Origin of the sequence: Streptomyces panaciradicis, from assembly GCF_023516615.1 — a bacterium.
Lineage (GTDB): Bacteria > Actinomycetota > Actinomycetes > Streptomycetales > Streptomycetaceae > Streptomyces > Streptomyces panaciradicis.
Genome location: NZ_JAMGBF010000023.1, coordinates 46,186 through 72,088 on the forward strand (window position 1 = coordinate 46,186; position 25,903 = coordinate 72,088).

Genomic DNA, 25,903 nt, shown 5'->3' on the forward strand with positions numbered 1-25,903 from the left:
GGTTTTCCAGAGGGTTTTTCCGGAGAGTTTTCCAGAGGGTTTTTCCGGAGGGGCTTTCCGGAAAAGTCCTACGCCTTTTGCTTGTTGCGGCGGTTGCCGATGACCATGGAGGTCAGGACCAGCAGGACGGCGACCAGGAACATGGTCGTACCGATGACGTTGATCTGGACGGGTGTGCCGCGCTGTGCCGAACCCCAGACGAACATGGGGAAGGTGACGGTCGAGCCCGCGTTGAAGTTGGTGATGATGAAGTCGTCGAAGGACAGCGCGAAGGCGAGCAGCGCGCCGGCCGCGATGCCGGGGGCGGCGATGGGCAGGGTGACCCGCAGGAAGGTCTGCGCGGGGCCCGCGTAGAGGTCCTGCGCGGCCTGCTCCAGGCGCGGGTCCATCGACATCACGCGGGCCTTGACCGCGGTGACGACGAAGCTCAGGCAGAACATGATGTGGGCGATGAGGATCGTGTAGAAGCCCAGCTGGGCGCCCATGTTGAGGAACAGGGTGAGCAGCGAGGCGGCCATGACGACCTCGGGCATCGCCATCGGCAGGAAGATCAGCGAGTTCACGGCGCCGCGGGCCCGGAAGCGGTAGCGGACGAGCGCGAAGGCGATCATCGTGCCGAGGACGGTGGCGCCGATCGTCGCCCAGATCGCGATCTGCAGGCTGAGCGACAGCGAGCCGCACATGCCGGCGACCCCGCACGGCTGTTTCCAGGCGTCCAGCGAGAACTGCTGCCACTCGTAGTTGAAGCGGCCCTTCGGTTTGTTGAAGGAGAACACCGTGACGATGACGTTCGGCAGCAGGAGATATCCGAGCGTCAGCAGTCCCGCGATGACGACGAGATTGCGCTTGAGCCATTTGACGAAGGCCATTTAAACCAGATCCTCCGTCCCCGACCTGCGGATGTAGAAGGTGACCATGATGAGGATCGCGGCCATGAGGATGAAGGACAGGGCCGCGGCCGTCGGGTAGTCGAGAATTCTCAGGAACTGCGTCTGGATGACGTTTCCGACCATGCGCGTGTCCGTGGAGCCGAGGAGGTCCGCGTTGACGTAGTCGCCGGCCGCCGGGATGAAGGTCAGCAGCGTGCCGGAGACCACGCCCGGCATCGACAGCGGGAAGGTGACCTTGCGGAAGGTGGTGAACGGCTTGGCGTACAGGTCGCCCGCGGCCTCGTGCAGCCTGCCGTCGATGCGCTCCAGCGACGTGTACAGCGGCAGGATCATGAACGGCAGGAAGTTGTACGTCAGACCGCAGACGACGGCGAGCGGTGTCGCGAGGACGCGGTCGCCGGCCGTCCAGCCGATCCAGCTGGTCAGGTCCAGGATGTGCAGCGAGTTGAGGGTGTGCACGACCGGGCCGTTGTCGGCGAGGATCGTCTTCCAGGCCAGGGTGCGGATCAGGAAGCTGGTGAAGAACGGCGCGATCACCAGGATCATGATCAGGTTCCGCCAGCGTCCCGCGCGGAAGGCGATCAGGTAGGCCAGCGGATAGCCCAGCAGCAGGCACAGCACGGTCGCGGCGCCCGCGTAGAGCACCGAGCGCAGGAACTGCGGCCAGTACTCGGACAGCGCGTCCCAGTAGGTCGCGAAGTGCCAGGTGACCTTGTAGCCCTGCTCCAGGGAGCCCGTCTGCACGGACGTGGAGGCCTGGTAGATCATCGGCAGCGCGAAGAAGACGATCAGCCAGAGGATGCCGGGCAGCAGCAGCCAGTACGGCACCATACGGCCGCGTTTGCGCGGCGGCTTCTTCTCCGGCGCGGTGGGGGCGAGAGGCGGCGGGGCCTCGGTGACGGCGGCCATCAGGCGGCGTCCTCCTCGACCTCGGCGACACCGGCGTCGATGTCCTGTGCCGCGTCCAGGCCGAAGGTGTGCGCCGGGTTCCAGTGCAGGACCACCTCGGCGCCGGGCACGAGCCGGGCGTCGCGGTCGATGTTCTGGGCGTAGACCTCGAACTCGGGGCAGACCGGGCTGTCGATGACGTACTGCGTGGAGACGCCGATGAAGGAGGAGTCGGCGATCCGGCCGGTGATGCGGTTGCGGCCCTCGGCGATCTCGCCGGCGTCGTCGGCGTGGGTGAGGGAGATCTTCTCCGGCCGCACCCCGACCAGCACCTTGCCGCCGGCCGTCGTGGGCGCGGAGCAGCGCGCCTCGGGCAGCACCAGCTTGCCGCCGCCCGCCCGCAGCACGATGTCGTCGCCGCTCTTGGTGTCGACCTCGGCCTCGATCAGGTTGGAGGTGCCGAGGAAGTTGGCGACGAACGTCGTCTGCGGGTTCTCGTACAGGTCGGCGGGCGAGCCGAGCTGCTCGACGGTGCCCGCGTTCATCACGGCGACCGTGTCGGCCATGGTCATGGCCTCCTCCTGGTCGTGCGTGACGTGGATGAAGGTGATGCCGACCTCGGTCTGGATGCGCTTGAGCTCCAGCTGCATCTGGCGGCGCAGCTTCAGGTCGAGGGCGCCGAGGGGCTCGTCGAGCAGGAGCACCTTGGGGTGGTTGATCAGGGCGCGGGCCACGGCGACGCGCTGCTGCTGGCCACCGGAGAGCTGGTGCGGTTTCTTGCGCGCCTGCTCGCCGAGCTGGACCAGCTCCAGCATGTCCTCGACCTGCTTCTTCACGCTCTTGATGCCGCGGCGGCGCAGACCGAAGGCGACGTTCTCGAAGATGTCGAGGTGCGGGAAGAGGGCGTAGGACTGGAAGACGGTGTTCACCGGGCGCTTGTACGGCGGCAGGTTGGTGACCTCCTGGTCGCCGAGGTGGACGGCGCCCGTGGTGGGCTCCTCCAGACCGGCGATCATGCGCAGGGTGGTCGTCTTGCCGCAGCCGGAGGCGCCGAGCAGGGCGAAGAAGGAACCCTGGGGGACGGTCAGGTCGAGCGGCCGGACCGCGGTGAAGCCGTTGTCGTACGTCTTGCTGATACCGGAGAGGCGGACGTCGCCGCTGTTGTCTGTCGTCGTCATCTTCGTCACGCCCCTGTGAGCTTCGCGAACTTCTGCTGGAAGGCCGTCTCTTCCTTCGCGCTCAGCGAGCGGAAGGCGTGGGACTTCGCCTGCATGGCCTTGTCGGGAACGATCAGCGGGTTCTTCGCCGCCGACTTGTCGATCTTGGCGAGGTAGGGCACCACGCCCGCGACCGGGCTCACGTAGTTGATGTAGGCGGCGAGTTCGGCGGCCGGTTCGAGCTCGTAGTAGTAGTCGATGAGCCGTTCGGCGTTCGTCTTGTGCCGGGCCTTGTTGGGGATCAGCATGTTGTCGGTCGACGTCATGTAGCCGCTGTCGGGGATGACATAGCCGACGTCCGGGTTGTCCGCCTGCAGCTGGACGATGTCGCCGCCCCAGGCGACGCACGCGGCGAAGTCGCCCTTGGTGAGGTCGGACGTGTAGTCGTTGCCGGTGAAGCGGCGGATCTGCCCCTTGTCGACGGCCTTCTGCAGGCGGGCGATGACCGCGTCGTAGTCGTCGGCGGTGAACTTCCCCGGGTCCTTGCCCATGTCCAGCATGGTCATGCCGACGGAGTCGCGCATCTCGGTCAGGAACCCGACCCGGCCCTTGAGCTTGGGGTTGTCCAGCAGGTCGGAGATCGACTTCACCTCGACGCCGTCGAGGGCCTTCTTGTTGTACGCGATGACGGTGGAGATGCCCTGCCAGACGTACGAGTAGGCGCGGCCCGGGTCCCAGTCGGGGCTGCGGAACTGCTCCGAGAGGTTGGCGTAGGCGTGCGGCAGGTTCGAGGAGTCCAGCTTCTGCACGTAGCCGAGCCGGATCATGCGGGCGGCCAGCCAGTCGGTGAGGACGATCAGGTCCCGGCCGGTGTCCTGGCCGGCGGCGAGCTGCGGCTGGATCTTGCCGAAGAACTCGTCGTTGTCGTTGATGTCCTCGGTGTACTTGACCGAGATGCCCGTCCGTTTGCGGAACGCGTCCAGCGTCGGGTGGTGTTTCTCGCTGTCGTCCACGTCGATGTACTCGGGCCAGTTGGAGAAGTTCACCACCTTCTCCTTGGCCGAGTGGTCGTCGGCGGACACTCCGCCGGTGGTCTTGCCGGCGGCGGGGATGCCGCAGCCGCTCAGCGTCGCGAGACCGCCGAGGGCGAGCGCGCCGCCGGCGGAGGCACGCATCAGGGACCGGCGGGTCATCGCCGCCCGGCCGTTGCGAAGGCTGCGCCGCATCGCGGCCGCCACGACCGGCGACAGGCGGTCGGGCTCGTACTGCTCCATGCGCGTGGTGCCCTTTCGGGAGTGGCGGCCGCGGGTCTGGCGGCCTGTTCTGCTGCTATCGGTCCCCGAAGATCGTGCGGTGCCAGTCCTTGCGGGCTACCGCCGTATTGTCGAACATGACGTGCTTGATCTGCGTGTATTCCTCGAACGAGTACGAGGACATGTCCTTGCCGAAGCCGGACGCCTTGTACCCGCCGTGGGGCATCTCGCTGATGATCGGAATGTGGTCGTTGACCCAGACACAACCCGCCTTGATCTCGCGGGTGGCGCGGTTGGCCCGGTAGACGTCCCGGCTCCAGGCGGAGGCGGCCAGGCCGTACGGGGTGTCGTTGGCGAGGGCGATGCCCTCCTCGTCGCTGTCGAACGGCAGGACCACCAGCACCGGGCCGAACAGCTCGGACTGGACGATCTCGCTGTCCTGGGCGACGTCCGCGACCAGGGTAGGCCGGTAGTAGGCACCCTTGGCGAGTTCACCGTCGGGCGCCTCGCCGCCGGTGACCACGCGCGCGTAGGAACGCGCCCGCTCGACGAAGCCGGCGACCCGGTCGCGCTGCACATGGGAGATGAGCGGGCCGAGGTCGGTTCCGGGGGCGAACGGGTCGCCCAGCCGGACGGTCTCCATCAGGGCGGCCGTCCGCTCGACGAAGGCGTCGTACAGGGGCCGCTGCACGTACGCGCGAGTGGCGGCCGTGCAGTCCTGCCCGGTGTTGATGAGGGCGCCCGCGACGGCGCCGTGCACGGCCGCCTCCAGGTCTGCGTCGTCGAAGACGACGAAGGGGGCCTTGCCGCCGAGCTCCAGGTGCAGGCGCTTGACGGTCGCGGTGGCGATCTCGGCGACGCGCTTGCCGACGGCGGTGGAGCCGGTGAAGGAGGTCATCGCGACGTCGGGGTGCCCGACGAGGTGCTCTCCGGCCTCCCTGCCGGTCCCGGTGACGATGTTGACGACACCGTCCGGGATTCCGGCGTCGGTGGCGGCCTGCGCGAACATCAGCGAGGTGAGCGGGGTGAGCTCGGCGGGCTTGAGCACGATGGTGTTGCCCGCGGCGATCGCCGGGAGGATCTTCCAGGCGGCCATCTGGAGGGGGTAGTTCCAGGGCGCGATGGAGCCGACCACGCCGATGGGCTCGCGGCGGACGTACGAGGTGTGGTCGCCGGAGTACTCGCCGGCGGACTGTCCCTGCAGGTGCCGGGCGGCGCCCGCGAAGAACGCGGTGTTGTCGATGGTGCCCGGCACGTCGAACTCGCGGGTCAGCTTCAGGGGCTTTCCGCACTGCAGGGACTCGGCGCGGGCGAAGTCCTCGGCGCGGTCGGCCAGCACGGCGGCGAACCGGTGCAGGGCGTCCGAGCGCTCGCCCGGGGTCAGGCCCGCCCAGCCGGGGAACGCCGCGCGGGCGGCGGCGACGGCGGCGTCCACGTCGTCGGTGCCGGCCAGTTCGTACGTGTAGACCTCCTCGCCGGTGGCCGGGTCGACGACGGCGTGCGTGCGGCCGGACGTGCCCTTGGTGAGGCGGCCCGCGATGAACTGCGCGCCGTCCGCGAAGCGGTCCTGCGCGGGGAATCGTTCCGGGGTGGGCGTGCCCGGGTTCTGCATGTCGCTCTCCTCCGCCGTCGCCCCGCGTCCAAAAGGGGCGGGTGGCGTAGCTCCAGCTCGATTTGAGTGCCGATCCTGACAGAGCAATAGCGGTCCTACAAGTGATTCCGTTGTTGCCTTTCGGTTACGCGACGGAATCTGTCGACCAGGTGTCGAGTGAGCGCGGAAAAGGGGGGACGGAGTGTCAGTGGTGGCTGCGAGACTCGCGTGCATGGAAAGGATCACGGGGAAGATCGACTCGCGGGAAGCCCTGGTCAGGGAGGTTCACGCGGGGGCGAGGGTGAAGTACCTGCATTTCTGGGGGCACCGTCCGCTGCCGGACGGGCGGATCGGCGCGAGCTGCCTGAGTCAGTGGTGGCCGGCGCCGTTCACCGTGGACGGAGTGACCTATGGGACCGCTGAGCACTGGATGATGGCGGGCAAGGCGCGGCTGTTCGCCGACGCGGAGGCCGAGCGCCGGATTCTGGCCGCCGGGCACCCCTCGCGGGCCAAGAAGGAGGGGCGGCTGGTGCGCGGCTTCGACGAGGAGACATGGCGGCGCGAGCGGTTCGCCGTCGTCGTCGAGGGCAGCGTCCACAAGTTCGCCGCGCATCCGGAGCTGCGGGAGTTCCTGCTGAACACCGGGGACCGGGTGCTGGTGGAGGCGAGCCCGGTGGACCGGGTGTGGGGCATCGGCCTCGCGGCCGACGACGAGGCGGCGACGGACCCGGAGCGCTGGCGCGGGCCGAACCTGCTGGGCTTCGCCCTGATGGAGGCCCGCGAGCGGCTGCGGCGGGGGTGAGCGGCGGGGCTTGGGAGCCCGGGGCGCCGGGCACCGGCCCTCGGCTCCGGGGGCGGGTGCGCCGGGTGGTGCCGGGCGAGCGCGGGGGCTCGGGGAGCGGGGTGAGGCTCCGGGGCGGGCGCGCCGAGTCTGGCGCCCCGGAGCGGTGCCTTGTGCCCGGGGGGGGCGTCGGGCTCGGGGCGTCGGGCCTGCCGACGGGGCGCGAGATCCCACCGGGGTAGGGGCGCAGGTCTCGGGGCATCGCGCATTGGGACTGCCGACGCGGCGCGAGATCCCACCGGGGTACGAGCGCAGGTCTCGGGGCATCGCGCATTGGGACTGCCGACGCGGCGCGAGATCCCACCGGGGTACGAGCGCAGGTCTCGGGGCATCGCGCGTCGGGCCTGCCGACGCGGCGCGAGCGGGCGTTTGATGCGGCGGCAGGCCATGACCGCGCGGTGCGGCCGGACGCCCCGCGGTCACGTGCCCGCGGGGCGGAGCGCGCTGGGCACGTGACCGCGTCAGGCTCGGGGCAGCAGCGGGGCCGAGACGGCGGGGGCCGAGTTGTAGGACGGGCCGTCGTCCACGGTGTTGTTCCGCTCGTCGTTGACGGCGGCCACGATCGCGAAGACGATCAGGGCGATCGTGGCGAGGCCGAGCACGATGCCGACGATGCCGGTGACGAAGCCGGCCTGCGCCTGACCGCGGTTGTCGGCCTCACCGCGGTCCGCCCGCCGCTTCCCCTTGACGCCGAGGATCACGGCGAGGATGCCGAGGACGAGGGAGACGATGCCGTAGAGGCAGAACAGGCAGCACGACAGGATGCCCAGGATCATCGCCGACGTGCCCAGGCCGTTCTGCGGGGGCGGCTGCATACCGGGCCACCCGTAGCCCTGCGGGTAAGCGGGATAGCCGTAGCCGCCGGGCGCCCCGGGGCCGTGCTGTCCCGGGCCGGTGGGCGCTATGGGGGGCGGCGGCACGGCGGACTCGGACCAGCCCTCGGGGGCGGCGCCCGCGCCGGGCGGGGCGTAGCCGGGGGCGCCGTAGCCCGGGAGGCCGTAACCGGGGGCTCCGTAGGCGGGTGTACCGGGGCCGGGGTAGCCGTAGCCGGGGGTTCCCGGGACGGGCGTCCCGACTCCGGGGGTTCCGGGACCCGGTGTTCCCATTCCGGGGGTTCCGGGGCCCGGTGTGCCTACTCCGGGGGTTCCGGGGGCGGGCGTGCCCGCTCCGGGCGGGGCGAAGCCGTCGGAGGGCACGGACGTCATGGTCGCCTGGTCGTGCACGGAGGGCGGCTGCGGCGAGCCGGGCGTCTGGGCCCGCGGCCCCTTGTCCAGCGACGTCTTGCGCTCGGGCGGCGCCCACGGATCGTCCTCCGGCGCCGCGCCCCCACCCGGCTGTGTCTGATCCGCCACGTCCCTGTCCCCCTCAGTCGATCGTCCGGCCATGGTAAAGCCTCGACCTGCCGGTACGACGGGCCGGTGCCCCGCCCGCGCGACCCCGGCCCACCCCGGGCGGCGGCCACCGCCGGGGCCCGGCCCCGCGAGGGCTCTGTCTACGATGACCACGATTCACCGATCAGCCGATCACCCGCGTCCCGGACCCACAGGGCACCGGACGCCGTTCCCGGGGAGGAACCTTGACCGACCACCGCGACCTGCACCCCTTCATCGCCGGACTGCCGAAGGCCGAACTCCACGTCCACCACGTCGGCTCCGCCTCCCCCCGGATCGTCTCCGAACTGGCCGCCCGCCACCCCGACTCCAAGGTCCCCACCGACCCCGAGGCCCTGGTCGACTACTTCACCTTCACCGACTTCGCCCACTTCATCGACGTGTACCTGTCGGTCGTCGACCTCATCCGCACCCCCGAGGACGTACGTCTGCTGACGTACGAGGTGGCCCGGGACCTGGCCCGGCAGCAGGTGCGCTACGCCGAGCTGACCATCACGCCGTTCTCCTCCACCCGCCGGGGCATCGACGAGCGGGCCTTCATGGACGCGATCGAGGACGCCCGCAAGGCGGCCGAGGCCGAGTTCGGCACGGTGCTGCGCTGGTGCTTCGACATCCCCGGCGAGGCGGGCCTGGAGTCGGCCGAGGAGACGGCACGGCTCGCCACCGACGACCGGCTGCGCCCCGAGGGACTGGTCTCCTTCGGGCTCGGCGGACCCGAGATCGGCGTGCCGAGGCCCCAGTTCAAGCCGTACTTCGACCGGGCGATCGCCGCCGGACTGCACTCCGTGCCGCACGCCGGCGAGACCACCGGCCCGGAGACGGTGTGGGACGCGCTCACCCATCTGCGCGCCGAGCGCATCGGGCACGGCACACACTCCTTCCAGGACCCCGAGCTCCTCGCCCACCTCGCCGAGCACCGCATCCCCCTGGAGGTCTGCCCGACCTCCAACATCGCCACCCGCGCGGTCCGCACCCTCGACGAGCACCCGGTCAAGGAGTTCGTGAAGGCCGGGATCGTGGTGACGATCAACTCCGACGACCCGCCGATGTTCGGCACCGACCTGAACAACGAGTACGCGGTCGCGGCCCGTCTGCTGGACCTCGACGAGCGGGGCGTCGCCGCCCTCGCGAAGAACGCGGTCGACGTCTCCTTCCTGGACGAGCCCGGCAAGGCCCGCATCCGCGCGGAGATCGACGCCTACACCTCGGCGTGGCTGGCCCCCTGACGCGTCCCGCCCTCGGCGGCCACCACAATGGGCCCATGCAGAAGCTGACCGCCGTGGCCCACCGGGGCGACCCGTACCGCGTCCGCGAGAACACGATCGACTCGCTGCGTTCCGCGCTCGACCGGGGCGCGGACGCCGTCGAGATCGACGTACGCCTGACCAGGGACGGCGTCCCCGTGCTGCTGCACGACGCGACGCTCAAGCGGCTGTGGGAGCACGACCGGCCGCTGCGGTCGCTGTCCGCGGACGAGGTCCGCGGGCTGACCGGCGGCCACATCCCGACGCTCGCCGAGGCCCTGGCCGCCACCGAGGGCAGCCGGGTGATGATCGACCTGCCCGGCACCCGGGACGTGCGGGAGGCCCGCCGGGTGGTGGACGCCGTACGGGAGGCCGGAGCGGGAGAGCGCGTGTACTACTGCGCGGGCGCCCAGGAGATGCTCGCCGTGCGGGCGGCCGACCCGTCCGCGGAGATCGCGCTGACCCGCAGCACGCTCGCGCCCGCCCGCCCCGTGCTGCTGGAGGCGGTGCGCCCGCGCTGGCTCAACTACCGCTTCTCGCTGGTCGACCGTGCCCTGGCGGGCCGGGTGCACCGCGACGGCCTGCTCCTCTCCGTCTGGACGCCGGACACCCGCCGCTCGATGCGCCGCCTCATCGACCTGGGCGTCGACTCGATCACCACCAACCGCGTCGACGTGCTGTGTGCGCTGCGGGAGGCGCCCTCCACCCGCGAGCGCTGAGGCACCGCCGCGACGCGAAGGCGCCTCCCGTAGGGGCGATCCCCCACAACTCCACTGCTGTGTAAGGGACTTGGTCCGGGAGTCCTCAGGGGCCCGCCCCCTCCTCGCCGACGATCCCCGTCGGCCCGCACCGGCTGAGGATGATCTCGTCACCCACCGCCGAGTCCTCCGGAGCAGCCCATGCGTGCCCGCGTCCCGACCGCTCTCGCCGCCTCCCTCACCCTCGCCCTGGCGGCCGGCCCCCTGGCCGCCCCCGCGTTCGCCGCCCCCGTGGCGGCGTCCGCGCACCACAGCTCCGGACCCGACGCCGACGCCCTGCGCGCCGCGATCGCCGGCCTTCCCGACGCGGACGCGACCGCCGCGCTCCTCCGGGTCGGCGGCGAGGGGACGTGGAAGGGGACGGCGGGCGTCCGGGACGTCCGCACCGGGGCGCCGGCCCTGGAGAACGGCCGCTTCCGGGCCGGTTCGGTGACGAAGGTGGTCACCGCGGCGATCGTGCTGCAGCTGGCCGCCGAGGGCCGAGTCGACCTCGACGGCACCGTGCAGCAGTACCTGCCCGGGCTGCTCACCGCGGACTTCAAGCCCGTCACCGTACGGCAGTTGCTGAACTACACCAGCGGCCTCGGGCCGGGCGCGTCCCTCGGTGACACGGTCGAGGAGGGCTATCCGCACCGGTTCGAGACGCTGACCCCGCGGCAGGTCGTGGCGGCCTCCGTCGCCGAGGGCCCGGCGCACGACCCCGGTACGCGCCAGGACTACGGCAACATCCACTACACCGTGCTCGGCCTGCTCATCGAGAAGGTGACCGGGGACTCGTACGCCCACCAGGCCGCGGTGCGGATCTTCCGGCCGCTCGGCATGCGCGCCAGCTCGTTCCCCGTCGGCGCCGACCCCCGTGTCCACGGACCGCACAACCGCGGATACGACTGGATCGACGGCGAGTTGACGGACGTGACCGACTGGAACATGTCCGACCGCTGGGCGGCCGGCGACCTGATCTCCACGACCGCCGACCTCCAGAGGCTGCTGGTGGGGCTGTTCCGCGGCCGGGTGGTGCCCGAGCCGCAGCTGCGGGAGATGTTCACGCTCCCCGACGTGCCCGGCGCGCGGTACGCGGCGGCGCTGGAGCGGTTCGAGCTCCACGGCAGGGTGATCTGGGGCAAGACCGGCTCACGCCCCGGCTACGCCACGGTGATCGCCGCCACCCGCGACCTCTCCCGCACCCTCGTCTACTCGGTCGACTCCACCGACGCCAAGGGCGACGGCCAGGCCACCGCCGAGCGTTTCGCCTACCCGGCCTTCAACCGCTGAGGTGTACGGGGCGAGTTGCTCCAGCCGCTTGATCTTCTTGCGGACGACGTAGAGCGGGATCACTCCGAACACCCCGAACGACATGTCGATCACCGACCACCAGAAGGGGATGCCGCGGATCGGCCCGCAGACCAGCGCGAGCGGGATGATCCCGGCGCAGGCGATCATCGCGAACTCGACGACCCAGACGTTGCGGACCGGGTCCCGGTAGGGCCCCCAGAACGCGACCGCGATGACGAGGTGGGCGAAGGCCAGCCAGTCCGTGCCGTAGAGGAGGAAGGGGTAGTCGGAGTCGGCGGTGTCGAGCCCGCGCCGGACGTGCTCGATCCAGTCCGTGAGCGCGGGCAGGTACCGCGGCACGGACAGCGACCGCAACAGGTCCTCGGTCCAGTGCAGTTCGTGCACCAGCGGGAAGGCCGTGGCGCCGCTGAGCACCAGGCAGACGACGAAGAGGACCAACCAGACGCGGATGCCCTTCAGCAGGGCGGCTCTGTCGCTCATGGGGGCAGCGTACGCCGTTGTTGAACGCGTTCAAAAAGTGGGTCCCGCTTCTTGAGGCCCGCTGTGCCGGGCTATCGCCTCCCGCTCTGCCCGGGTGACGCCACCGGTGTGCTCCTGACCGCGGACGGTTCGATCGAGGGGACGCTCGTCGCCGTACGGGAGGACCGGGTCGGGGAGGAGGTGCGGGGAACGGCCCGGGACGGCTCGGTGGGGCGGCTGGGCTGCCTTCCGGTGCGGGCGTCCGGGGTGGTGCTGGGGCTGGACGGGCGGGGAGAGGGCGAGTCGGTCGGCCGCATCGAGGGGCTGCTCGCGGGCGGCGGGGCCAGGGGGGCCACCGGGGAGGACGGGCGGGTGTCCGACGCCGACAGCCGCAGGGGCAGGAGGGCCAGGGCGGCCACACCGCAGGTCAGGGCGGCGCCGGCGGCGGCCTTGACGAGGCGGCGGCGGGCCGCGCCGCGGCGGATGGCCCGGTAGCGGCCGGGGGGCGCGCCGAGGTGCCGGGCGGGCGGCTGGAGCAGGATCGTGAGCGGGTCCTCGGGGTCGATGTCCGGGCCCTCGTCAGAGTGTGTGATCAACGCTTCTCCTCAGGTGGGCGCGGAGCAGTTCGCGGGCCGCGTGGAGGTCCGCCTTGACGGTCCCCTCCCGGCGTCCGGTGAGCGCGGCCACCTCCCGGATCGGCATGTCAGCGTAGTAGTGGAGCAGGATCGGCACGCGCAGGCGTTCGGGGAGGGACTGCACGAGCAGGCGCACCGAGGGGTCCGTCTGCTCGGGGTGCGGGGCCACCGCCGCCTCGGTCTTCGCGCGGCGTACGGCCCGGCGTTCGCGCTCCAGCTTGCGCCAGTGGTCGCGGACGATGTTGGCCGCGGTGACGTAGAGGAAACCGTTCGGCTCCGCCACGGTGGTCCAGCGGGCCCACAGGCGGGTGAAGGCCTCCGAGGCGATCTCGTGCGCGGTCTCGTCGTCGTCGACCAGCCGGCGGACCCAGCCGGCGAGGCGCGGATAGAGGGCGGCGAACAGCTCGGACGCGGCCTTCTCGCGGGAGCGTTTCAACGTTCTCCATGGTCGTGGGGGTTCGGGGCGGCTCGGTGGGGAAGAGCCCGGGCCGGGGCGGAACGTTGCCCCGGCCCGGGTTCTGTGACGGGGTTCAGCGGCGCGCGGAGGTCAGCGCCGCGAAGACGATCACGTTGTCGCGGTAGCCGTCTCCGGTACGGGCTCCCCCGCACGTGATCAGCCGCAGCTCGGGCCGGCCCACGTCGCCGTACACCTCCTTGGTGGGGAAGTCGGCCTTGGCGACCGTACGGACGTCAGTGACGGCGAACAACGCATCGGTGCCGTTCTCCAGGCGCACCTCGATCCGCTCGCCCCGGCGCAGGTCCTTCAGGTGCCGGAAGACGCCGTCCCCGTAGGCGCCGACCGTGACATGTCCGAGGATCACGGACGGGCCCTTCTGGCCCGGCGTCGGCGAGTGGCGGTACCAGCCCGCCCGGTCGTGCGCCTGCACCGGCGGGACCTGCGCGGTGCCGTCCGCGGCCAGGCCCAGCCGCAGCACCGGGGTGTCGACCCCGATGGCCGGTATCCGCAGCCCGACCGGGACCGATCGCCCCACCGCGGCCACCGACTTCGCCGGGGGCGGGGCGGAGGACGGTGGCGGGGCGGAGGACGACGGCGTGCTCGCGAGGTGCCCGGCGGAGTTCCCCCCACCGCCGCCGCAGCCCACGAGCAGGGCGGCCAGCGCCGTGGCGGCGAGAACGCGCCCGGCGAGCGGCCTCATGCCCCGTGCGCCCGCCGGCGGCGCACGAGGAGGACGGCGCCGCCCACGACGACGGCCGCGGCGGTACCGCCGCCGATCAGCGCGCCCCCGGATCCCGAAGAGGTGTCGGCGACACCGGTGTTGGGCGCCCCGCTGGGCACGACCGAGACCTGACCGCGGGACGGCGCCCGGGTCGGCTCGGCGCTCGCGCGGCGGTCCCCGGTGCTCGGGACCGTGGAGGGCGCGGTGCTCGGGGCGGGCCGCTCGGTCGGCCTGGCGGAGCTCGGCACGGGAGAGGGGGTCCGGGACGCCCCGTCGGCGAACGCGGGCATCGCGCCCGCCAGTACGGCGGTGCAGGCGAGTGCCAGGGCACTGAGGCCGGTTCGGCGCATGAGTGGGTCTCACTTTCGTCGGTCCGCCCGGCCGGTGGTCGGCCGGCGGGCTGTGTGGTGGATCGAGCGGAGAGACGAGGCGAAGCCCGGGCAGGTTGTAAAGAGATGGCAAAGCCGATGAGGCGACGGTCCGTGCGTCGCGCCTCAACCTCCGGGCGGCAGAAGCCTCTTGCCGGAGGGCCGGCGAACTTCTTCACGCCCGGGGGCAATTCGTGACGACCGTGTGTGCGGGTTGCCAAGGACACTTGCGGCCGTAGTTGACATGACGTAAGTACGTGAATCATGAACCTGTTCACCCGTGCGTCGTCCCAGCGCCGCCCGGCTCCCCCCACCGCCCCCGCCTCCACGGCCCCGCCCCTCCCCCAACGCAGGCCCGGTCAGCCGCAGCCGGCACCGGCCGGGGTGCCGGACCCGTCTCTCGCGTCCCTGACCGGGGAGTGGGTCGTCGACCCCGCGCACAGCCGGATCGGCTTCTCCGTTCGGCACGCTCTGGTGACCACCGTGCGCGGGTCGTTCGCGGAGTTCGACAGCCGTCTGTACTTCGACGGCGCCGACCCCTCGCGCTCGCGGGCCGAGATCGTCCTGAACACCGCGTCCGTCGACACCGGTGTGGAGCAGCGCGACGCCCACCTCGTCGGCCGCGACTTCCTGGACGCCCGCTCCTACCCGCAGATGCGGTTCGTCAGCACGGCCGTACGCCTGGTGGGAAACGATGTCTACCGCATGACCGGCGACCTCACCATCAAGAAGGTCACCCGCCCGGTCGACCTGGAGCTCACCTACATCGGCCATGTCACCGACGCCTTCGGGGACGAGCGGGTCGGCTTCGACGGCACGACCACCATCAACCGTTCCGAATGGGGCCTGACGTACAACCAGCGCCTGGCGGAGGGCGGTGCCATGGTGAGCGAGAAGGTGCGCCTGCAGTTCGACATCGCGGCGATCCGCATGACCCGCGGCTGACGGGGACGCGCGGCCGTCCGCTCACAGCCCCACGATCGCGTTCCACCGCTTCGCGAACTCCACCCGCTCCCCCGACGTGATGTCCCGGGCGATCACGAGCCGCCTGCGCATCGCGGCGTCCGGGAAGATCAGCGCGTTCTCGGCGAGGGCCGCGGTGTCCTTGTCCTTGGCGGCGGCGAGGACGTCCCGGGCGGCCGGCACGGGGCAGACGTAGTTGACCCAGGCGGCGAGTTCGGCGGCGACCTCGGGCTCGTAGTAGTGGTCGACGAGCCGCTCGGCGTTGCGCTTGTGCAGTGCCCGGTCCGGGATCATCAGGGAGTCCGACCACAGCTCGCCGCCCTCCTCGGGCACCACGAACCGGATGTCGGGGTTGTCGGCCCGCAGCTGGATGACGTCACCGGAGTACGCCTGGCAGGCCAGGACGTCTCCGGTGACCAGATCCTTGGTGTAGTCGTTGCCGGTGAAGCGGCGGATGTGGCCGGTCGCGACGGCCCTCTCCACCTGGTCGCAGACCTTGTGGAAGTCCGCGGCCGTCCAGCGGGTGATGTCGACCCCGTTGCCCTGCATCAGCAGCGCGAACGCCTCGTCCAGCCCGGACAGCAGCGTCACCCGCCCCTTGAGGTCGCCCGCCCACAGGTCGGAGACGTTGCGTATCTCGCGACCGAGCTTCCTGCGGTTGTACGCGATGCCGGTGATGCCCGACTGCCACGGCACCGTGTACCGGCGGCCCGGGTCGAAGGCGGGCGAGCGCAGCAGCGGGTCGAGGTGCGCGGCGACGTTCGGCTGCTTCGCCCGGTCCATCCGCTGGACCCAGCCCAGCCGGACGAACCGCGCGCACATCCAGTCGCTCATGACGATCAGGTCGCGGCCGGTCTGCTGGTGGTTCATCAGCGCCGGGCTGATCTTGCCGAAGAACTCGTCGTTGTCGTTGATCTCCTCGGTGTACGTCACCGAGATCCCGGTGCGCTTCTCGAACGCCTCGAGCGTCGGGCGCCGGCCGGGGTGGTCGTCGTCGGTGTCGATGTACAGCGGCCAGTTCGCCCAGGTCAGTTTCCGCTGACGGGCCGACAGGTCCGGGACGGCACGCTCGCCGGGCCGCACGTAGGCGGCGGGCACCCCGCAGCCGGCCACCCCGCCGAGGAGCGCGAGCAGCAGCGAACGGCGGGGAAGCGCACGGTACTTCGGCGTGAGGGACATGGCCGCAGCATGGCGCTCTCATCCGTGCACCGACAATCGACGCTGCGTCGAGGAGAACGACGGAGGGACCGGACACCTTGTCGATGTCCGGTCCCCAACTGCCCGTTGCCGCTCAGGCGTCCAGCGACGTCATGACGTGCTTGATCCGCGTGTAGTCGTCGAAGCCGTAGGCCGAGAGGTCCTTGCCGTAACCGGACTTCTTGAACCCGCCGTGCGGCATCTCCGCCACCAGCGGGATGTGCGTGTTGATCCACACGCAGCCGAAGTCCAGCTTCTTCGACATCCGCATGGCCCGGCCGTGGTCGCGGGTCCACACCGACGACGCCAGCGCGTACTCCACGCCGTTGGCCCACTCCACCGCCTGGTCCTCGTCCGAGAAGGACTGCACGGTGATGACGGGGCCGAAGACCTCCTTCTGGATGATCTCGTCGTCCTGCTTCAGCCCGGAGACGACGGTCGGGGCGTAGAAGTAGCCCTTCTCGCCGACCTGGTGGCCGCCGGCCTCGACCTTGGCGTGCGCGGGCAGCCGCTCGATGAACCCGGAGACCTGCTTGAGCTGGTTGGGGTTGTTGAGCGGGCCGAACAGCACGTCCTCGTCGTCCGGCTGCCCCGTCTTGGTCTCGGCGGCGGCCTTCGCCAGCGCCGCCACGAACTCGTCGTGGATGCCCTCCTGCACGAGCACGCGCGTGGCCGCCGTGCAGTCCTGCCCGGCGTTGAAGAAGCCCGCCACGGAGATGTCCTCGACGGCCTTGGCGATGTCGGTGTCCTCGAAGACGACGACCGGCGCCTTGCCGCCGAGCTCCAGGTGGACCCGCTTGAGGTCCTTCGACGCCGACTCCGCGACCTGCATGCCCGCGCGCACCGAACCGGTGATGGAGGCCATCGCCGGGGTCGGGTGCTCGACCATCAGCCGGCCCGTCTCCCGGTCGCCGGTGATGACGTTGAAGACGCCCTTGGGGAGGATGCCGCCGATGATGTCGGCGATCAGCACGGTCGACGCCGGCGTGGTGTCCGAGGGCTTGAGCACGACCGTGTTGCCGGCCGCGATCGCCGGCGCGAACTTCCACACGGCCATCATCATCGGGTAGTTCCACGGCGCGACCTGCGCGCAGACGCCGACCGGCTCGCGGCGGACGATGGAGGTCAGGCCCTCCATGTACTCGCCGGCCGACCGGCCCTCCAGCATCCGCGCCGCGCCCGCGAAGAAGCGGATCTGGTCGACCATCGGCGGGATCTCCTCGGACCGCGTCAGGCCGATGGGCTTGCCCGTGTTCTCGACCTCCGCCGCGATCAGTTCCTCGGCGCGCTCCTCGAAGGCGTCCGCGATCTTCAGCAGGGCCTTCTGGCGCTCGGCCGGGGTCGTGTCGCGCCAGCCCGGGAAGGCCGCGGCGGCGGCCGCCATCGCGGCGTCCACGTCCGCCGGCCCGGACAGCGGCGCGGTCGCGTACGCCTCGCCGGTCGCGGGGTTGACCACCTCGGTGGTCCGTCCGTCGGCGGCGTCCCGGAACTCACCGTCGATGTAGTTGCGCAGACGACGCAGCTCGGTGCTCACTGCCGGCCCTCCAAGTTCGAGTGGATCCAACGTGTCCATTGGCTGAGACACCCACCCTAATCCGCAAGCCCACGTTTTCAACACCCCCGTTCGCGCCAAGGCTGCGAAATCCGCAGGTCTCGGTCTCGTAAACAACGAATTTCATAGGTCGACCCTTGCGGAACTGTCGAGACGTCGTGCAGAGTGAGGGCGTGGCCAGTCGAAGCGCAGAGCACAGGGACTCGACCCGCGAGTCCAGGAACGGCACTCCTCACCTGGATGCCGTCTCCCTCGCCATCATCGAACAGCTCCAGGAGGACGGCAGGCGTCCGTACGCCGCGATCGGCAAGGCCGTGGGCCTGTCCGAGGCGGCCGTGCGCCAGCGCGTGCAGAAGCTGCTCGACCAGGGCGTGATGCAGATCGTCGCCGTCACGGACCCGCTCACCGTGGGCTTCCGCCGGCAGGCGATGGTCGGTGTCAACGTCGAGGGCGATGTCGAGTCCATCGCGGACGCGCTGACGGACATGTCGGAAGTCGAGTACGTGGTGATGACCGCGGGCTCGTTCGACATCCTCGCCGAGATCGTCTGCGAGGACGACGACCACCTGCTGGACGTCATCAACAAACGCATCCGGGCCCTGCCCGGCGTGCGCTCCACCGAGAGCTTCGTCTACCTCAAGCTCAAGAAGCAGACCTACATGTGGGGAACCCGATAACCGTGACCGAGAAGGACCTCAGCCGCACCGCGTACGACCACCTGTGGATGCACTTCACCCGCATGTCCTCGTACGAGAACTCCCCCGTCCCGACGATCGTCCGGGGCGAGGGCACCTACATCTACGACGACAAGGGCAAGCGCTACCTGGACGGTCTCGCGGGGCTTTTCGTGGTCCAGGCCGGTCACGGCCGCACCGAGCTCGCCGAGACCGCCGCCAAGCAGGCCCAGGAGCTGGCGTTCTTCCCGGTGTGGTCCTACGCCCACCCCAAGGCCGTCGAACTGGCCGAGCGGCTGGCCCACGAGGCCCCCGGCGACCTGAACAAGGTCTTCTTCACCACCGGCGGCGGCGAGGCGGTGGAGACCGCCTGGAAGCTCGCCAAGCAGTACTTCAAGCTGGTCGGAAAGCCCACCAAGTACAAGGTCATCTCGCGCGCGGTCGCCTACCACGGCACCCCGCAGGGCGCTCTGTCCATCACCGGCCTGCCGGGCCTGAAGGCCCCCTTCGAGCCGCTGGTGCCGGGCGCGCACAAGGTGCCGAACACCAACATCTACCGCGCCCCGCTCTTCGGCGACGACCCGGAGGCCTTCGGCCGCTGGGCCGCCGACCAGATCGAGCAGCAGATCCTCTTCGAGGGCCCCGACACCGTCGCTGCGGTCTTCCTGGAGCCGGTGCAGAACGCCGGCGGCTGCTTCCCGCCGCCCCCCGGCTACTTCCAGCGCGTGCGCGAGATCTGCGACCAGTACGACGTGCTGCTCGTCTCGGACGAGGTCATCTGCGCCTTCGGCCGCCTCGGCACGACGTTCGCCTGCGACAAGTTCGACTACATCCCGGACATGATCACCTGCGCCAAGGGCATGACCTCGGGCTACTCCCCGATCGGCGCCTGCATCATCTCCGACCGCCTCGCCGAGCCGTTCTACAAGGGCGACAACACCTTCCTGCACGGCTACACCTTCGGCGGGCACCCGGTCTCCGCGGCCGTGGGCCTGGCCAACCTCGACCTGTTCGAGCGCGAGGGCCTCAACCAGCACGTGCTGGACAACGAGGGCGCCTTCCTGAAGACCCTCCAGAAGCTGCACGACCTGCCGATCGTCGGCGACGTCCGAGGCAACGGCTTCTTCTACGGCATCGAGCTGGTGAAGGACAAGCACACCAAGGAGTCCTTCAACGACGAGGAGACCGAGCGCGTCCTGTACGGCTTCCTGTCCAAGGCCCTCTTCGACAACGGCCTGTACTGCCGTGCCGACGACCGCGGCGACCCGGTCGTCCAGCTCGCCCCGCCGCTGATCTCCAACCAGGAGACCTTCGACGAGATCGAGCAGATCCTGCGCGCGACGCTGACGGAGGCGTGGACGAAGCTCTGATGAGCTGACTCTGTGATCAACAACGGCCCCGGTGCCGCCCGTTCGAGTGAGAACGGGCGCCCGGGGCCGTGTGCTGTCCGGCCTCCGGCCTACGGCTGCCTAGCGTGCGAGTGACCGATCGGCCCTGTCTTCGTTCCCCCGCACGGGGGATTGGCACGGCAAAAACGGATCTGAACCGAGGTGTACGCCCATGGTGGCCCCGCCGGACAACGACGTGCTCTGGGCACGCGCCCTGCACTTCCAGCACAGCGACGGCTCGCCCGCGCTCCTCGGCGTCTCGCTCGGCGTCCAGGAGGGCGAGATCCTCGCCGTCAGCGGCCCGCGCGGCAGCGGCAAGACGACCCTGCTGCGCTGCCTGTCCGGACTCGCGCCGGCCCAGCGCGGCGAGGTCTGGTTCAACAGCGTGCCCGTCCACACGATGCGCCCCCTCACCCGTGAGCGCCTGCGCCGCGACCGCTTCGGCTGGATCGACCCGGCACCGGCCCTCGTCCCCGAACTCAACGTGTGGGAGAACGCCGCCCTCCCCCTCATGCTGCGCGGCACCGGCCGCCGCCGGGCCAAGACGGCCGCCCTGGAGTGGCTGGAGCGCCTGGACATCGGTGACCGCTCGCGCCACCGCCCGCACGAACTCACCCAGGCCGAACGCCAGCGCGTCTCCATCGCCCGGGCCCTGGCGCCCGCGCCGACGGTCCTCTTCGCCGACGAGCCGACCGCCCCGCTGCACCGCGCGGACCGCGCGCACGTGCTGCGGACGCTGACGACCGCGGCCCGCTCGCACGGCATCACCGTCGTCCTGGCCACCCACGACCCCGAGACGGCGGCCCTCGCCGACCGCACGGTCTCCCTCCTGGACGGCCGCCGGGTCAACACCCTCCACCTCCCGGCGTTCCCGGCCCCCGAGTCGAGAGCGACGGAGCCACAGACCCGAACGGCGGCCTCGCGGGGCCGAGGACGGCGACAGGACGACCGCGGAACGGAGACCGAGGGCCAGGCGCGGGCCGCGGGCCGCGGGGCGGAACCGGACAGCGCGAACGGCCGGCCGGAGGGCCAGGGGCCCGAACCGGAAGGACAAGCCGCGAAGCCCGCGGGGCAAGGGGTCGAGACGGAAGGTCAGGGGGCCGCGTGCTCGCTCTCCGTCTGACCCTCGGCGCCCACCCCGCCGTACACCTGCGCCGCCTGACGGTGGCCATGGCCTCGGCGGGCACGGGCTTCCTCCTGCTGTGCACCCTCGGCTACGCCCTGGGCCACCCCGACCACCCCTCCGCGTCCCTGTTCCGCCTGGCCTGGTGCCTGACCCCGCTGGCCGCCACGGTCCACTTCGCGGTGGCGGTGGCCCGCACGGACCCCGCCACCCGGCCCCGCCCGGGCCTGTCCGCCATCGGTCTCGGACCGGGCCGCCTGATGACCATCTCCGCCACCACCACGGCCCTTTCCTGCACGCTGGGCTCGATGACCGCCCTGCTGTTCTTCCTGCACCTGCGGGGCGACCGGACGGGCATGCCCTTCGACGGGGCGGCGGCCCGGTCGCTGGCGGCCGACCAGCCGCTGCCGCTGCCGGCCGCCCTGACGCTGCTGGCACTGGTGCCGGTCATCGCCTCGGCGGCGGTGATCCTGGTACTCAGGCCGCGGGAGACCCGCCCGAAGCCGGCACCGGGCGCGGGCCGCTCCTTCGGCCGCTTCGGCGCCCACGGCAGGTCGACGACCCGGGAGACCTTCGGCGCGTACGGCCGTTTCGGCGCGCGCCTGCGACCGCTGTCGGCGGCGCCGTCCGCGGGCGTGGCGGCCGGCACTCGCCCGGAGCGAGCGGGTGACGCACCGTCCCCGGAGCCGGACACCGCACAGCCGGCACCCGGCACCGACGGCCACGACGCTCCCCCCGCCCCCCGCAAGCCCCCGGCCGGCCTGCCCTGGGGCGTCGCCACCCTCACCGCGGGCCTCGCGGTGGAGGCGTACGCCGCCGCGGCCGCGTCCACCCGCACCCTCGCCCTGCCCGGCAACCTGGCGTCCACCACCCCGGCCGTCCTCGCCGGTCTCCTCCTCACCGCCGTGGGTCTCGCGCTGGCCGCCCCGGGCCTGACCCACCTCACCGGCCGCCTCCTGCAGTCCGTCCGGCCCGGCGCGCTGCGTCTCCTCGCGGGCCGCGTGCTCATGGAGGAGGCCGGCCGCATCGGCCGCCCCCTCGGCATCGTCTGCGCGGTGGCCTCCGCCGCCTACGCCATGACCGCCCTGTACATCCCGGAACCGGACGAGCCCGCCTTCGGACCGCTCACCACCCTCGGCACCCTCCTCGTCACCGGCTGCACGATCGCCACCCTCCTGACCGCCGCCGTCGAGGCCCGACAGGCCAGGGCCGACACCACGGCCGCCCTGCTGCGCCTGGGCGCCCCCGCCACCATGCTGCGCAGCGCGGCCGCCCTCCGCGCCGCCGCCCTGCTGGCCCTCTTCGGCCCGCTCACCGTGCTCGTGGCCGAGCTGGCGGCCCTGCCCCTCACCCGCTGAATACCCGGGGGAAGAAATCTCCCTGGAAATCTCCCGACCGCCGATGAGTCGCGCGCGGCACCGCGGTCTACCCACCGAACAGCACGCAACGCCCGATGGGAGAGACCCCGATGTACCAGCAGATGATCTTCGTGAACCTGGCGACCGCCGACGTCGACGCGTCGAAGAAGTTCTTCACGGAGCTCGGCTACGCGATCAACCCGCAGTTCAGCACCGACGACTGCGCCTGCGTCACGATCAGCGACACCATCGTCGCGATGCTGCTGAGCAAGCAGCGGTACGCGGACTTCACCAAGAAGGAGATCGCGGACTCGACGAAGACGAGCGAGACGCTGATCTGTCTGAGCGCCGAGAGCCGCGAGAAGGTCGACGAGCTCGTCGACAAGGCCATCGCCGCGGGCGGCACGGCCACCGGCGAGACCCAGGACCACGGCTTCATGTACGGCCGCGCCTTCGACGACCTCGACGGCCACACCTGGGAGGTCATGTGGATGGACCCGGCGGCGGTCCAGGGCTGAACGCCCTCCGGCCCCTCACGACAGGTCGAGGGGCTCCGGGTTCCACCGGTACCGGTCGTCGTCCTCGTCCTTGAGGAGAACGCCGGCCTGCGCCATCCGGTCCAGGAACTCCACCAGCATGTCGCCGAGCGGATATCCGTCCGTCCAGAACATCCGCTTCACACCGGAGAACTTCTGGTCGGGCGGGAAGACGCCCAGAAACACCCCCAGCCGGAAGGCCGCTACGTCGTAGTCCTGCCAGTCGGCCAGGATGTCCTTGAGCTCCATGCCGGCCTCTCCCTCCTCAGGACTCCTCGTCCCGCCGCTGCCGTTCCCCTCCTTAGCATGGCCGGGTGCAGACCAGCCCGGCCCATGCGGCCCATCACGACGAACGCGAGATCGAGACGCTCGAGGACTTCGACGCGACCGTCTCGGCCCGCGGCACCCTCGCCGGCTACCGAGTGCAGGCCGTCGATCTGACGGACCGTACACGGGAGTTGCTCACCACCGACACCTCGGGCGCGGTCTTCCTCGGCTGCCCGATGCGAGCGGACGCGGCGCAGAAGATCCGGACCGACGGCGCCCTCGTCTTCCCGCCGGTTCCGGCCCTCCCCTTCGATCCCTACCGAGGGCGCCTCTACACGGCTGACGAGTTGTTCGCCTCGCTGGAGAAGGGGTACGAGCAGACGCCGGACGCCCTGGCCTACGCCTGGTTCCAGGACACGAAGGCCGACGGCGACATCTTCGCGTCGATGCTGCGAGCCGTGCACGACGACTCCATCTCCGACGCCCTGGACGAACTCCTGCGCGGGTCACGGGTGGTGGGCGTCATGGGCGGCCACGCGATGGCACGCGGCACGGAGGCGTACGCGGGCGCCGCGCGCCTGGGCCGCGAACTGAGCCGCGACGGGCTGACCGTGGCCACCGGCGGCGGACCGGGCGCGATGGAGGCGGCGAACCTGGGCGCGTACGCGGCGCCCTACGAGGACGAGATGCTGGAGGAGGCCTGCCGGCTCCTCGCCCGGGCGCCCTCGTTCACGCCGTCGATCACCGACTGGGCGCAGGCGGCCTTCGAGGTGCGCGGCCGCTGGCCGAAGGGCAACCACTCGGTCGGCATCCCCACCTGGTTCTACGGCCACGAGCCGCCGAACCCCTTCGCCGCCTACATAGCCAAGTACTTCGCCAACGCCACCCGCGAGGACGGCCTGCTGGCCCGGTGCAACGCGGGGGTGATCTTCCTGCCGGGCGCGGCCGGCACCGTACAGGAGATATTCGACAACGCGACGCCCAACTACTACCAGTCGCGGGGCGAACCGACGCCCATGGTGCTGGTCGACCGGGAGCACTGGACGGAGCGGCTGCCGACCTGGCCCCTCTTGCAGGCACTCGCCCGGGAACGCTCGATGGAGTCCCGTATCGCCCTCGTTGACCGGATCGAGGAGGCGCCGGCGGCGTTGAAACGTCTGGGTGGTTAATAAGAGAGTAAAGCCAACCCGCCTTGCCCGGCTTCGGATTGACACTCCTTATGGAACGCTTATAGACCTGTGAGCCTCATGGGGATGGTGGAGCCTCACCTCACCGTCGCCCCACCTCCCCTGCAACCCCCCGCAGTTGTGCCTCCCGTGAAGGGCAAACGTGTCCATAACTCGCCGCACCGCGCGTCGTTCAGCGCAGATCCTGGGCGTCGCCGCCGCCTCCACCGCGCTCGCCGTGAGCGCCGCGGGCTCCGCGCTCGCCTGCAACATCAACGAGTTCTCCGCCGAAGCCAAGTGCGACGGCGGCAAGGGCGTCATCGTCGTCACCGACAAGGACGCCTCCGGCACCCCGGCCACGATCACCGTGTTCCTCGAGAGCAACGGCGCCGACGCGAAGCAGATCGGTGAGCAGGACGTCACCGGTTCGCGCGAGGGTGTCACCGTCACGTTCAACGAGGACTGGCAGCCCAAGGCCGAGTACCGCGTCCACGTCACGGCCGGGAAGGACAAGGACCACCCGATCGTCGACAAGGACATCACGCCGAACCTGACGACCCCCGCCGAGGGCTGCTCCAAGGGCGAGTCGACCCCGCCGGCCAGCCCGTCGCCGTCGGAGTCCGCCTCCACCCCGGCGTCCGAGTCGCCGACCCCGTCGGCCTCGGAGAGCAGCACCGCTCCGGCCGGCAGCACCGACAACGAGCCGTCCCCGGCGGCCGGTGACTCCAACCTCGCCGAGACCGGTGCGAACTCCAACACCGGCCTGATCGCCGGTATCGCGGGCGGCCTGGTCGTCGTGGGCGGCGCCGCCGTCTACTTCGGCATGCGCCGTCGCGGGGCGAACAGCTCGCGCTGACGCCTCACTTCGCAACAGGCCGCGGCCCGTCCCCGTATCCCCGGGGGACGGGCCGCGGTCGTGTTCAGCCGAAGGTCGCCCGGTCCAGCCAGAACTCCAGCACGTCCCGGTCCCCCACGACCTCCAGCCCCGGCCCGTCCAGCGGCTGTCGGCGGTAGAGGGCGAGCAGCATCGAGGTGAGCGGGCCGCGCAGGGCGACGGTCGCCTTCTCGTGGCCGCGGCGCCAGACGATGCCCTCCTCGGTGCCCTCGACGAGCCACTCGGCGTTCGCCTCCGGCGCGGCGTCGGTGGCGTGCAGGTGCATGCTGCCGCCGGGCCGCAGCGGTTGCTCCGCCTCCCCGCGCCGGCCCATCAGCTGCACGATCTCCAGCCACTCGTCGATCGCGTCGGCGGCGATCTCGGGGGCCACGTCGTACGGCAGTCCCGCCGCGAGCGTGGCGTCGGCGCGGTGGACGGTGATCTCGTGGGCCATGCGGCGGGCCCAGAAGGCGGCGGTCTGATCGTCGGCCCAGCTCCACACCTTCGCGTCGGGCCCGGCCTCGCGCAGCGCGCCCACGACCAGTTCGCCGGCCTCGGCCAGCCAGGCGTCCAGGGCGGCCGCGTCGCCCGGGGTCTCCGGGCCGTCGCCGCGCGGCACCAGTTCGTCGGCGATGTCCTCCTGCGCCCGCGTCCGCACCAGCGTCCCCGACCAGCGCAGGACGCCGCCCATGTGCAGCACGAGCTGTTCCAGGGTCCAGTCGGGACAGGTGGGGACGGTGGCCGACAGATCGGCCCCCGAGGTCACCACCGCCCTCAGCCGTTCGACCTGGTGGGCGATCTCGGCGCAGTAGCGGTCATGCGGAAGGAGTGTCATGCCCGCACCATACGGAGGGAGTGA

General features: G+C 71.2%; 25 protein-coding genes and 2 pseudogenes. 12 read left to right on the top strand and 15 right to left on the bottom strand.

All coding sequences use genetic code 11. The annotated features are described in order from the left end of the window. Positions 1-68: 68 nt before the first annotated feature. Genes M8J74_RS10615 through M8J74_RS10635 form a run of 5 tightly spaced genes read right to left on the bottom strand, consistent with a single transcriptional unit; the run spans position 69 to position 5,800 of the window. Positions 69-869, bottom strand: coding sequence for an ABC transporter permease (locus M8J74_RS10615; RefSeq protein ID WP_249836139.1), 801 nt, complete (start codon positions 867-869; stop codon positions 69-71). After that, on the bottom strand, positions 870-1,799 hold the full coding sequence (locus M8J74_RS10620; protein WP_249836140.1) for an ABC transporter permease: 930 nt from the start codon (positions 1,797-1,799) through the stop codon (positions 870-872). After that, a complete protein-coding gene (locus M8J74_RS10625; RefSeq protein ID WP_283948012.1) occupies positions 1,799-2,956 on the bottom strand; it encodes an ABC transporter ATP-binding protein in 1,158 nt (385 codons plus the stop codon). Before M8J74_RS10625 ends, M8J74_RS10620 begins: the two co-directional genes overlap by 1 nt. Before the next feature lie 5 nt (positions 2,957-2,961). Beyond that, the gene (locus M8J74_RS10630; RefSeq protein ID WP_249836142.1) at positions 2,962-4,209 is read right to left on the bottom strand and encodes an ABC transporter substrate-binding protein; all 1,248 of its coding nucleotides are present in this window, start codon (positions 4,207-4,209) and stop codon (positions 2,962-2,964) included. A gap of 55 nt (positions 4,210-4,264) precedes the next feature. Next, a complete protein-coding gene (locus M8J74_RS10635) occupies positions 4,265-5,800 on the bottom strand; it encodes a gamma-aminobutyraldehyde dehydrogenase (protein ID WP_249836143.1) in 1,536 nt (511 codons plus the stop codon). A 211-nt stretch (positions 5,801-6,011) separates the two neighbouring features. Here M8J74_RS10635 and ybiA point away from each other — a divergent pair, with 211 nt between their 5' ends. Continuing rightward, the gene (gene ybiA / locus M8J74_RS10640; protein WP_249836144.1) at positions 6,012-6,581 is read left to right on the top strand and encodes a riboflavin biosynthesis intermediates N-glycosidase; all 570 of its coding nucleotides are present in this window, start codon (positions 6,012-6,014) and stop codon (positions 6,579-6,581) included. Positions 6,582-7,081: 500 nt separating this feature from the next. Here ybiA and M8J74_RS10645 read toward each other — a convergent pair whose 3' ends face one another. Then, positions 7,082-7,972: a DUF4190 domain-containing protein gene (locus M8J74_RS10645; protein ID WP_249836145.1), complete on the bottom strand. Its 891-nt coding sequence runs from the start codon at positions 7,970-7,972 to the stop codon at positions 7,082-7,084. Positions 7,973-8,142: 170 nt separating this feature from the next. On the opposite strand from M8J74_RS10645, the gene M8J74_RS10650 reads away from it, so the two are divergent. From M8J74_RS10650 to M8J74_RS10660, 3 genes are all read left to right on the top strand, one after another. Then, positions 8,143-9,237, top strand: a complete 1,095-nt coding sequence (locus M8J74_RS10650) for an adenosine deaminase (protein WP_249836213.1) — start codon at positions 8,143-8,145, stop codon at positions 9,235-9,237. A gap of 35 nt (positions 9,238-9,272) precedes the next feature. After that, complete coding sequence (locus M8J74_RS10655; protein WP_249836146.1) at positions 9,273-9,974, top strand: glycerophosphodiester phosphodiesterase; 702 nt, start codon at positions 9,273-9,275, stop codon at positions 9,972-9,974. A 180-nt stretch (positions 9,975-10,154) separates the two neighbouring features. Then, positions 10,155-11,285, top strand: a complete 1,131-nt coding sequence (locus M8J74_RS10660; RefSeq protein ID WP_249836147.1) for a serine hydrolase domain-containing protein — start codon at positions 10,155-10,157, stop codon at positions 11,283-11,285. A 6-nt stretch (positions 11,286-11,291) separates the two neighbouring features. Here the strand turns inward: M8J74_RS10660 and M8J74_RS10665 are convergent. The 5 genes and pseudogenes from M8J74_RS10665 to M8J74_RS10685 all read right to left on the bottom strand — a co-directional run. Then, positions 11,292-11,786, bottom strand: a pseudogene (locus M8J74_RS10665) (hypothetical protein); the annotation flags it as partial. 71 nt (positions 11,787-11,857) lie between these two features. Further along, complete coding sequence (locus tag M8J74_RS10670; protein ID WP_249836148.1) at positions 11,858-12,361, bottom strand: hypothetical protein; 504 nt, start codon at positions 12,359-12,361, stop codon at positions 11,858-11,860. Continuing rightward, a complete protein-coding gene (locus M8J74_RS10675) occupies positions 12,345-12,836 on the bottom strand; it encodes an RNA polymerase sigma factor (protein WP_058922701.1) in 492 nt (163 codons plus the stop codon). Before M8J74_RS10675 ends, M8J74_RS10670 begins: the two co-directional genes overlap by 17 nt. Positions 12,837-12,930: 94 nt before the next feature. Next, on the bottom strand, positions 12,931-13,557 hold the full coding sequence (locus M8J74_RS10680) for a class F sortase (protein WP_249836149.1): 627 nt from the start codon (positions 13,555-13,557) through the stop codon (positions 12,931-12,933). Further along, positions 13,554-13,928: a Tat pathway signal sequence domain protein gene (locus tag M8J74_RS10685; protein ID WP_249836150.1), complete on the bottom strand. Its 375-nt coding sequence runs from the start codon at positions 13,926-13,928 to the stop codon at positions 13,554-13,556. The genes M8J74_RS10680 and M8J74_RS10685 overlap by 4 nt, the downstream gene beginning before the upstream one ends. A 282-nt stretch (positions 13,929-14,210) precedes the next feature. On the opposite strand from M8J74_RS10685, the gene M8J74_RS10690 reads away from it, so the two are divergent. Then, on the top strand, positions 14,211-14,891 hold the full coding sequence (locus M8J74_RS10690; RefSeq protein ID WP_249836151.1) for a YceI family protein: 681 nt from the start codon (positions 14,211-14,213) through the stop codon (positions 14,889-14,891). 21 nt (positions 14,892-14,912) lie between these two features. Here M8J74_RS10690 and M8J74_RS10695 read toward each other — a convergent pair whose 3' ends face one another. Next, entirely contained in the window at positions 14,913-16,088 is a 1,176-nt protein-coding gene (locus tag M8J74_RS10695) for a polyamine ABC transporter substrate-binding protein (RefSeq protein ID WP_249836152.1), read from the bottom strand. Positions 16,089-16,200: 112 nt separating this feature from the next. Continuing rightward, a complete protein-coding gene (locus M8J74_RS10700) occupies positions 16,201-17,640 on the bottom strand; it encodes a gamma-aminobutyraldehyde dehydrogenase (protein ID WP_058922706.1) in 1,440 nt (479 codons plus the stop codon). Positions 17,641-17,816: 176 nt separating this feature from the next. On the opposite strand from M8J74_RS10700, the gene M8J74_RS10705 reads away from it, so the two are divergent. The 5 genes and pseudogenes from M8J74_RS10705 (at position 17,817) to M8J74_RS10725 (ending at position 22,719) form a co-directional block, all read left to right on the top strand. Then, positions 17,817-18,335, top strand: coding sequence for an Lrp/AsnC family transcriptional regulator (locus tag M8J74_RS10705; RefSeq protein WP_058922707.1), 519 nt, complete (start codon positions 17,817-17,819; stop codon positions 18,333-18,335). Beyond that, complete coding sequence (locus M8J74_RS10710) at positions 18,320-19,702, top strand: aspartate aminotransferase family protein (protein WP_249836153.1); 1,383 nt, start codon at positions 18,320-18,322, stop codon at positions 19,700-19,702. Before M8J74_RS10705 ends, M8J74_RS10710 begins: the two co-directional genes overlap by 16 nt. A gap of 190 nt (positions 19,703-19,892) precedes the next feature. Beyond that, a pseudogene (locus tag M8J74_RS10715) lies at positions 19,893-20,612 on the top strand (ABC transporter ATP-binding protein); the annotation flags it as partial. 212 nt (positions 20,613-20,824) lie between these two features. Then, positions 20,825-22,201 carry a hypothetical protein gene (locus tag M8J74_RS10720; RefSeq protein WP_249836154.1) on the top strand — a complete coding sequence of 459 codons (1,377 nt, stop codon included), beginning with the start codon at positions 20,825-20,827 and terminating at the stop codon, positions 22,199-22,201. A gap of 110 nt (positions 22,202-22,311) precedes the next feature. Beyond that, the gene (locus tag M8J74_RS10725) at positions 22,312-22,719 is read left to right on the top strand and encodes a VOC family protein (protein WP_249836214.1); all 408 of its coding nucleotides are present in this window, start codon (positions 22,312-22,314) and stop codon (positions 22,717-22,719) included. Positions 22,720-22,734: 15 nt separating this feature from the next. On the opposite strand, the gene M8J74_RS10730 is transcribed toward M8J74_RS10725, so the two are convergent. Then, positions 22,735-22,986, bottom strand: a complete 252-nt coding sequence (locus M8J74_RS10730) for a hypothetical protein (protein WP_249836155.1) — start codon at positions 22,984-22,986, stop codon at positions 22,735-22,737. Positions 22,987-23,051: 65 nt separating this feature from the next. On the opposite strand from M8J74_RS10730, the gene M8J74_RS10735 reads away from it, so the two are divergent. Next, the gene (locus tag M8J74_RS10735) at positions 23,052-24,173 is read left to right on the top strand and encodes an LOG family protein (protein WP_249836156.1); all 1,122 of its coding nucleotides are present in this window, start codon (positions 23,052-23,054) and stop codon (positions 24,171-24,173) included. Between the two features lie 160 nt (positions 24,174-24,333). Then, positions 24,334-25,026 carry an LAETG motif-containing sortase-dependent surface protein gene (locus M8J74_RS10740; protein WP_249836157.1) on the top strand — a complete coding sequence of 231 codons (693 nt, stop codon included), beginning with the start codon at positions 24,334-24,336 and terminating at the stop codon, positions 25,024-25,026. Between the two features lie 64 nt (positions 25,027-25,090). Here the strand turns inward: M8J74_RS10740 and M8J74_RS10745 are convergent, their stop codons facing one another. Then, entirely contained in the window at positions 25,091-25,879 is a 789-nt protein-coding gene (locus tag M8J74_RS10745) for a maleylpyruvate isomerase family mycothiol-dependent enzyme (protein WP_249836158.1), read from the bottom strand. Positions 25,880-25,903 lie beyond the last annotated feature (24 nt).

Excerpts from the sequence above, each read along its gene's own strand:
- M8J74_RS10730 (WP_249836155.1), bottom strand. The coding sequence starts at position 22,986 with ATGGAGCTCAAGGACATCCTGGCCGACTGGCAGGACTACGACGTAGCG.
- M8J74_RS10655 (WP_249836146.1), top strand. The coding sequence starts at position 9,273 with ATGCAGAAGCTGACCGCCGTGGCCCACCGGGGCGACCCGTACCGCGTC.
- M8J74_RS10685 (WP_249836150.1), bottom strand. The coding sequence starts at position 13,928 with ATGCGCCGAACCGGCCTCAGTGCCCTGGCACTCGCCTGCACCGCCGTA.
- M8J74_RS10690 (WP_249836151.1), top strand. The coding sequence starts at position 14,211 with ATGAACCTGTTCACCCGTGCGTCGTCCCAGCGCCGCCCGGCTCCCCCC.
- ybiA (WP_249836144.1), top strand. The coding sequence starts at position 6,012 with ATGGAAAGGATCACGGGGAAGATCGACTCGCGGGAAGCCCTGGTCAGG.
- M8J74_RS10695 (WP_249836152.1), bottom strand. The coding sequence starts at position 16,088 with ATGTCCCTCACGCCGAAGTACCGTGCGCTTCCCCGCCGTTCGCTGCTG.
- M8J74_RS10620 (WP_249836140.1), bottom strand. The coding sequence starts at position 1,799 with ATGGCCGCCGTCACCGAGGCCCCGCCGCCTCTCGCCCCCACCGCGCCG.
- M8J74_RS10725 (WP_249836214.1), top strand. The coding sequence starts at position 22,312 with ATGTACCAGCAGATGATCTTCGTGAACCTGGCGACCGCCGACGTCGAC.
- M8J74_RS10745 (WP_249836158.1), bottom strand. The coding sequence starts at position 25,879 with ATGACACTCCTTCCGCATGACCGCTACTGCGCCGAGATCGCCCACCAG.
- M8J74_RS10625 (WP_283948012.1), bottom strand. The coding sequence starts at position 2,956 with ATGACGACGACAGACAACAGCGGCGACGTCCGCCTCTCCGGTATCAGC.
- M8J74_RS10635 (WP_249836143.1), bottom strand. The coding sequence starts at position 5,800 with ATGCAGAACCCGGGCACGCCCACCCCGGAACGATTCCCCGCGCAGGAC.
- M8J74_RS10615 (WP_249836139.1), bottom strand. The coding sequence starts at position 869 with ATGGCCTTCGTCAAATGGCTCAAGCGCAATCTCGTCGTCATCGCGGGA.
- M8J74_RS10680 (WP_249836149.1), bottom strand. The coding sequence starts at position 13,557 with ATGAGGCCGCTCGCCGGGCGCGTTCTCGCCGCCACGGCGCTGGCCGCC.
- M8J74_RS10630 (WP_249836142.1), bottom strand. The coding sequence starts at position 4,209 with ATGGAGCAGTACGAGCCCGACCGCCTGTCGCCGGTCGTGGCGGCCGCG.
- M8J74_RS10660 (WP_249836147.1), top strand. The coding sequence starts at position 10,155 with ATGCGTGCCCGCGTCCCGACCGCTCTCGCCGCCTCCCTCACCCTCGCC.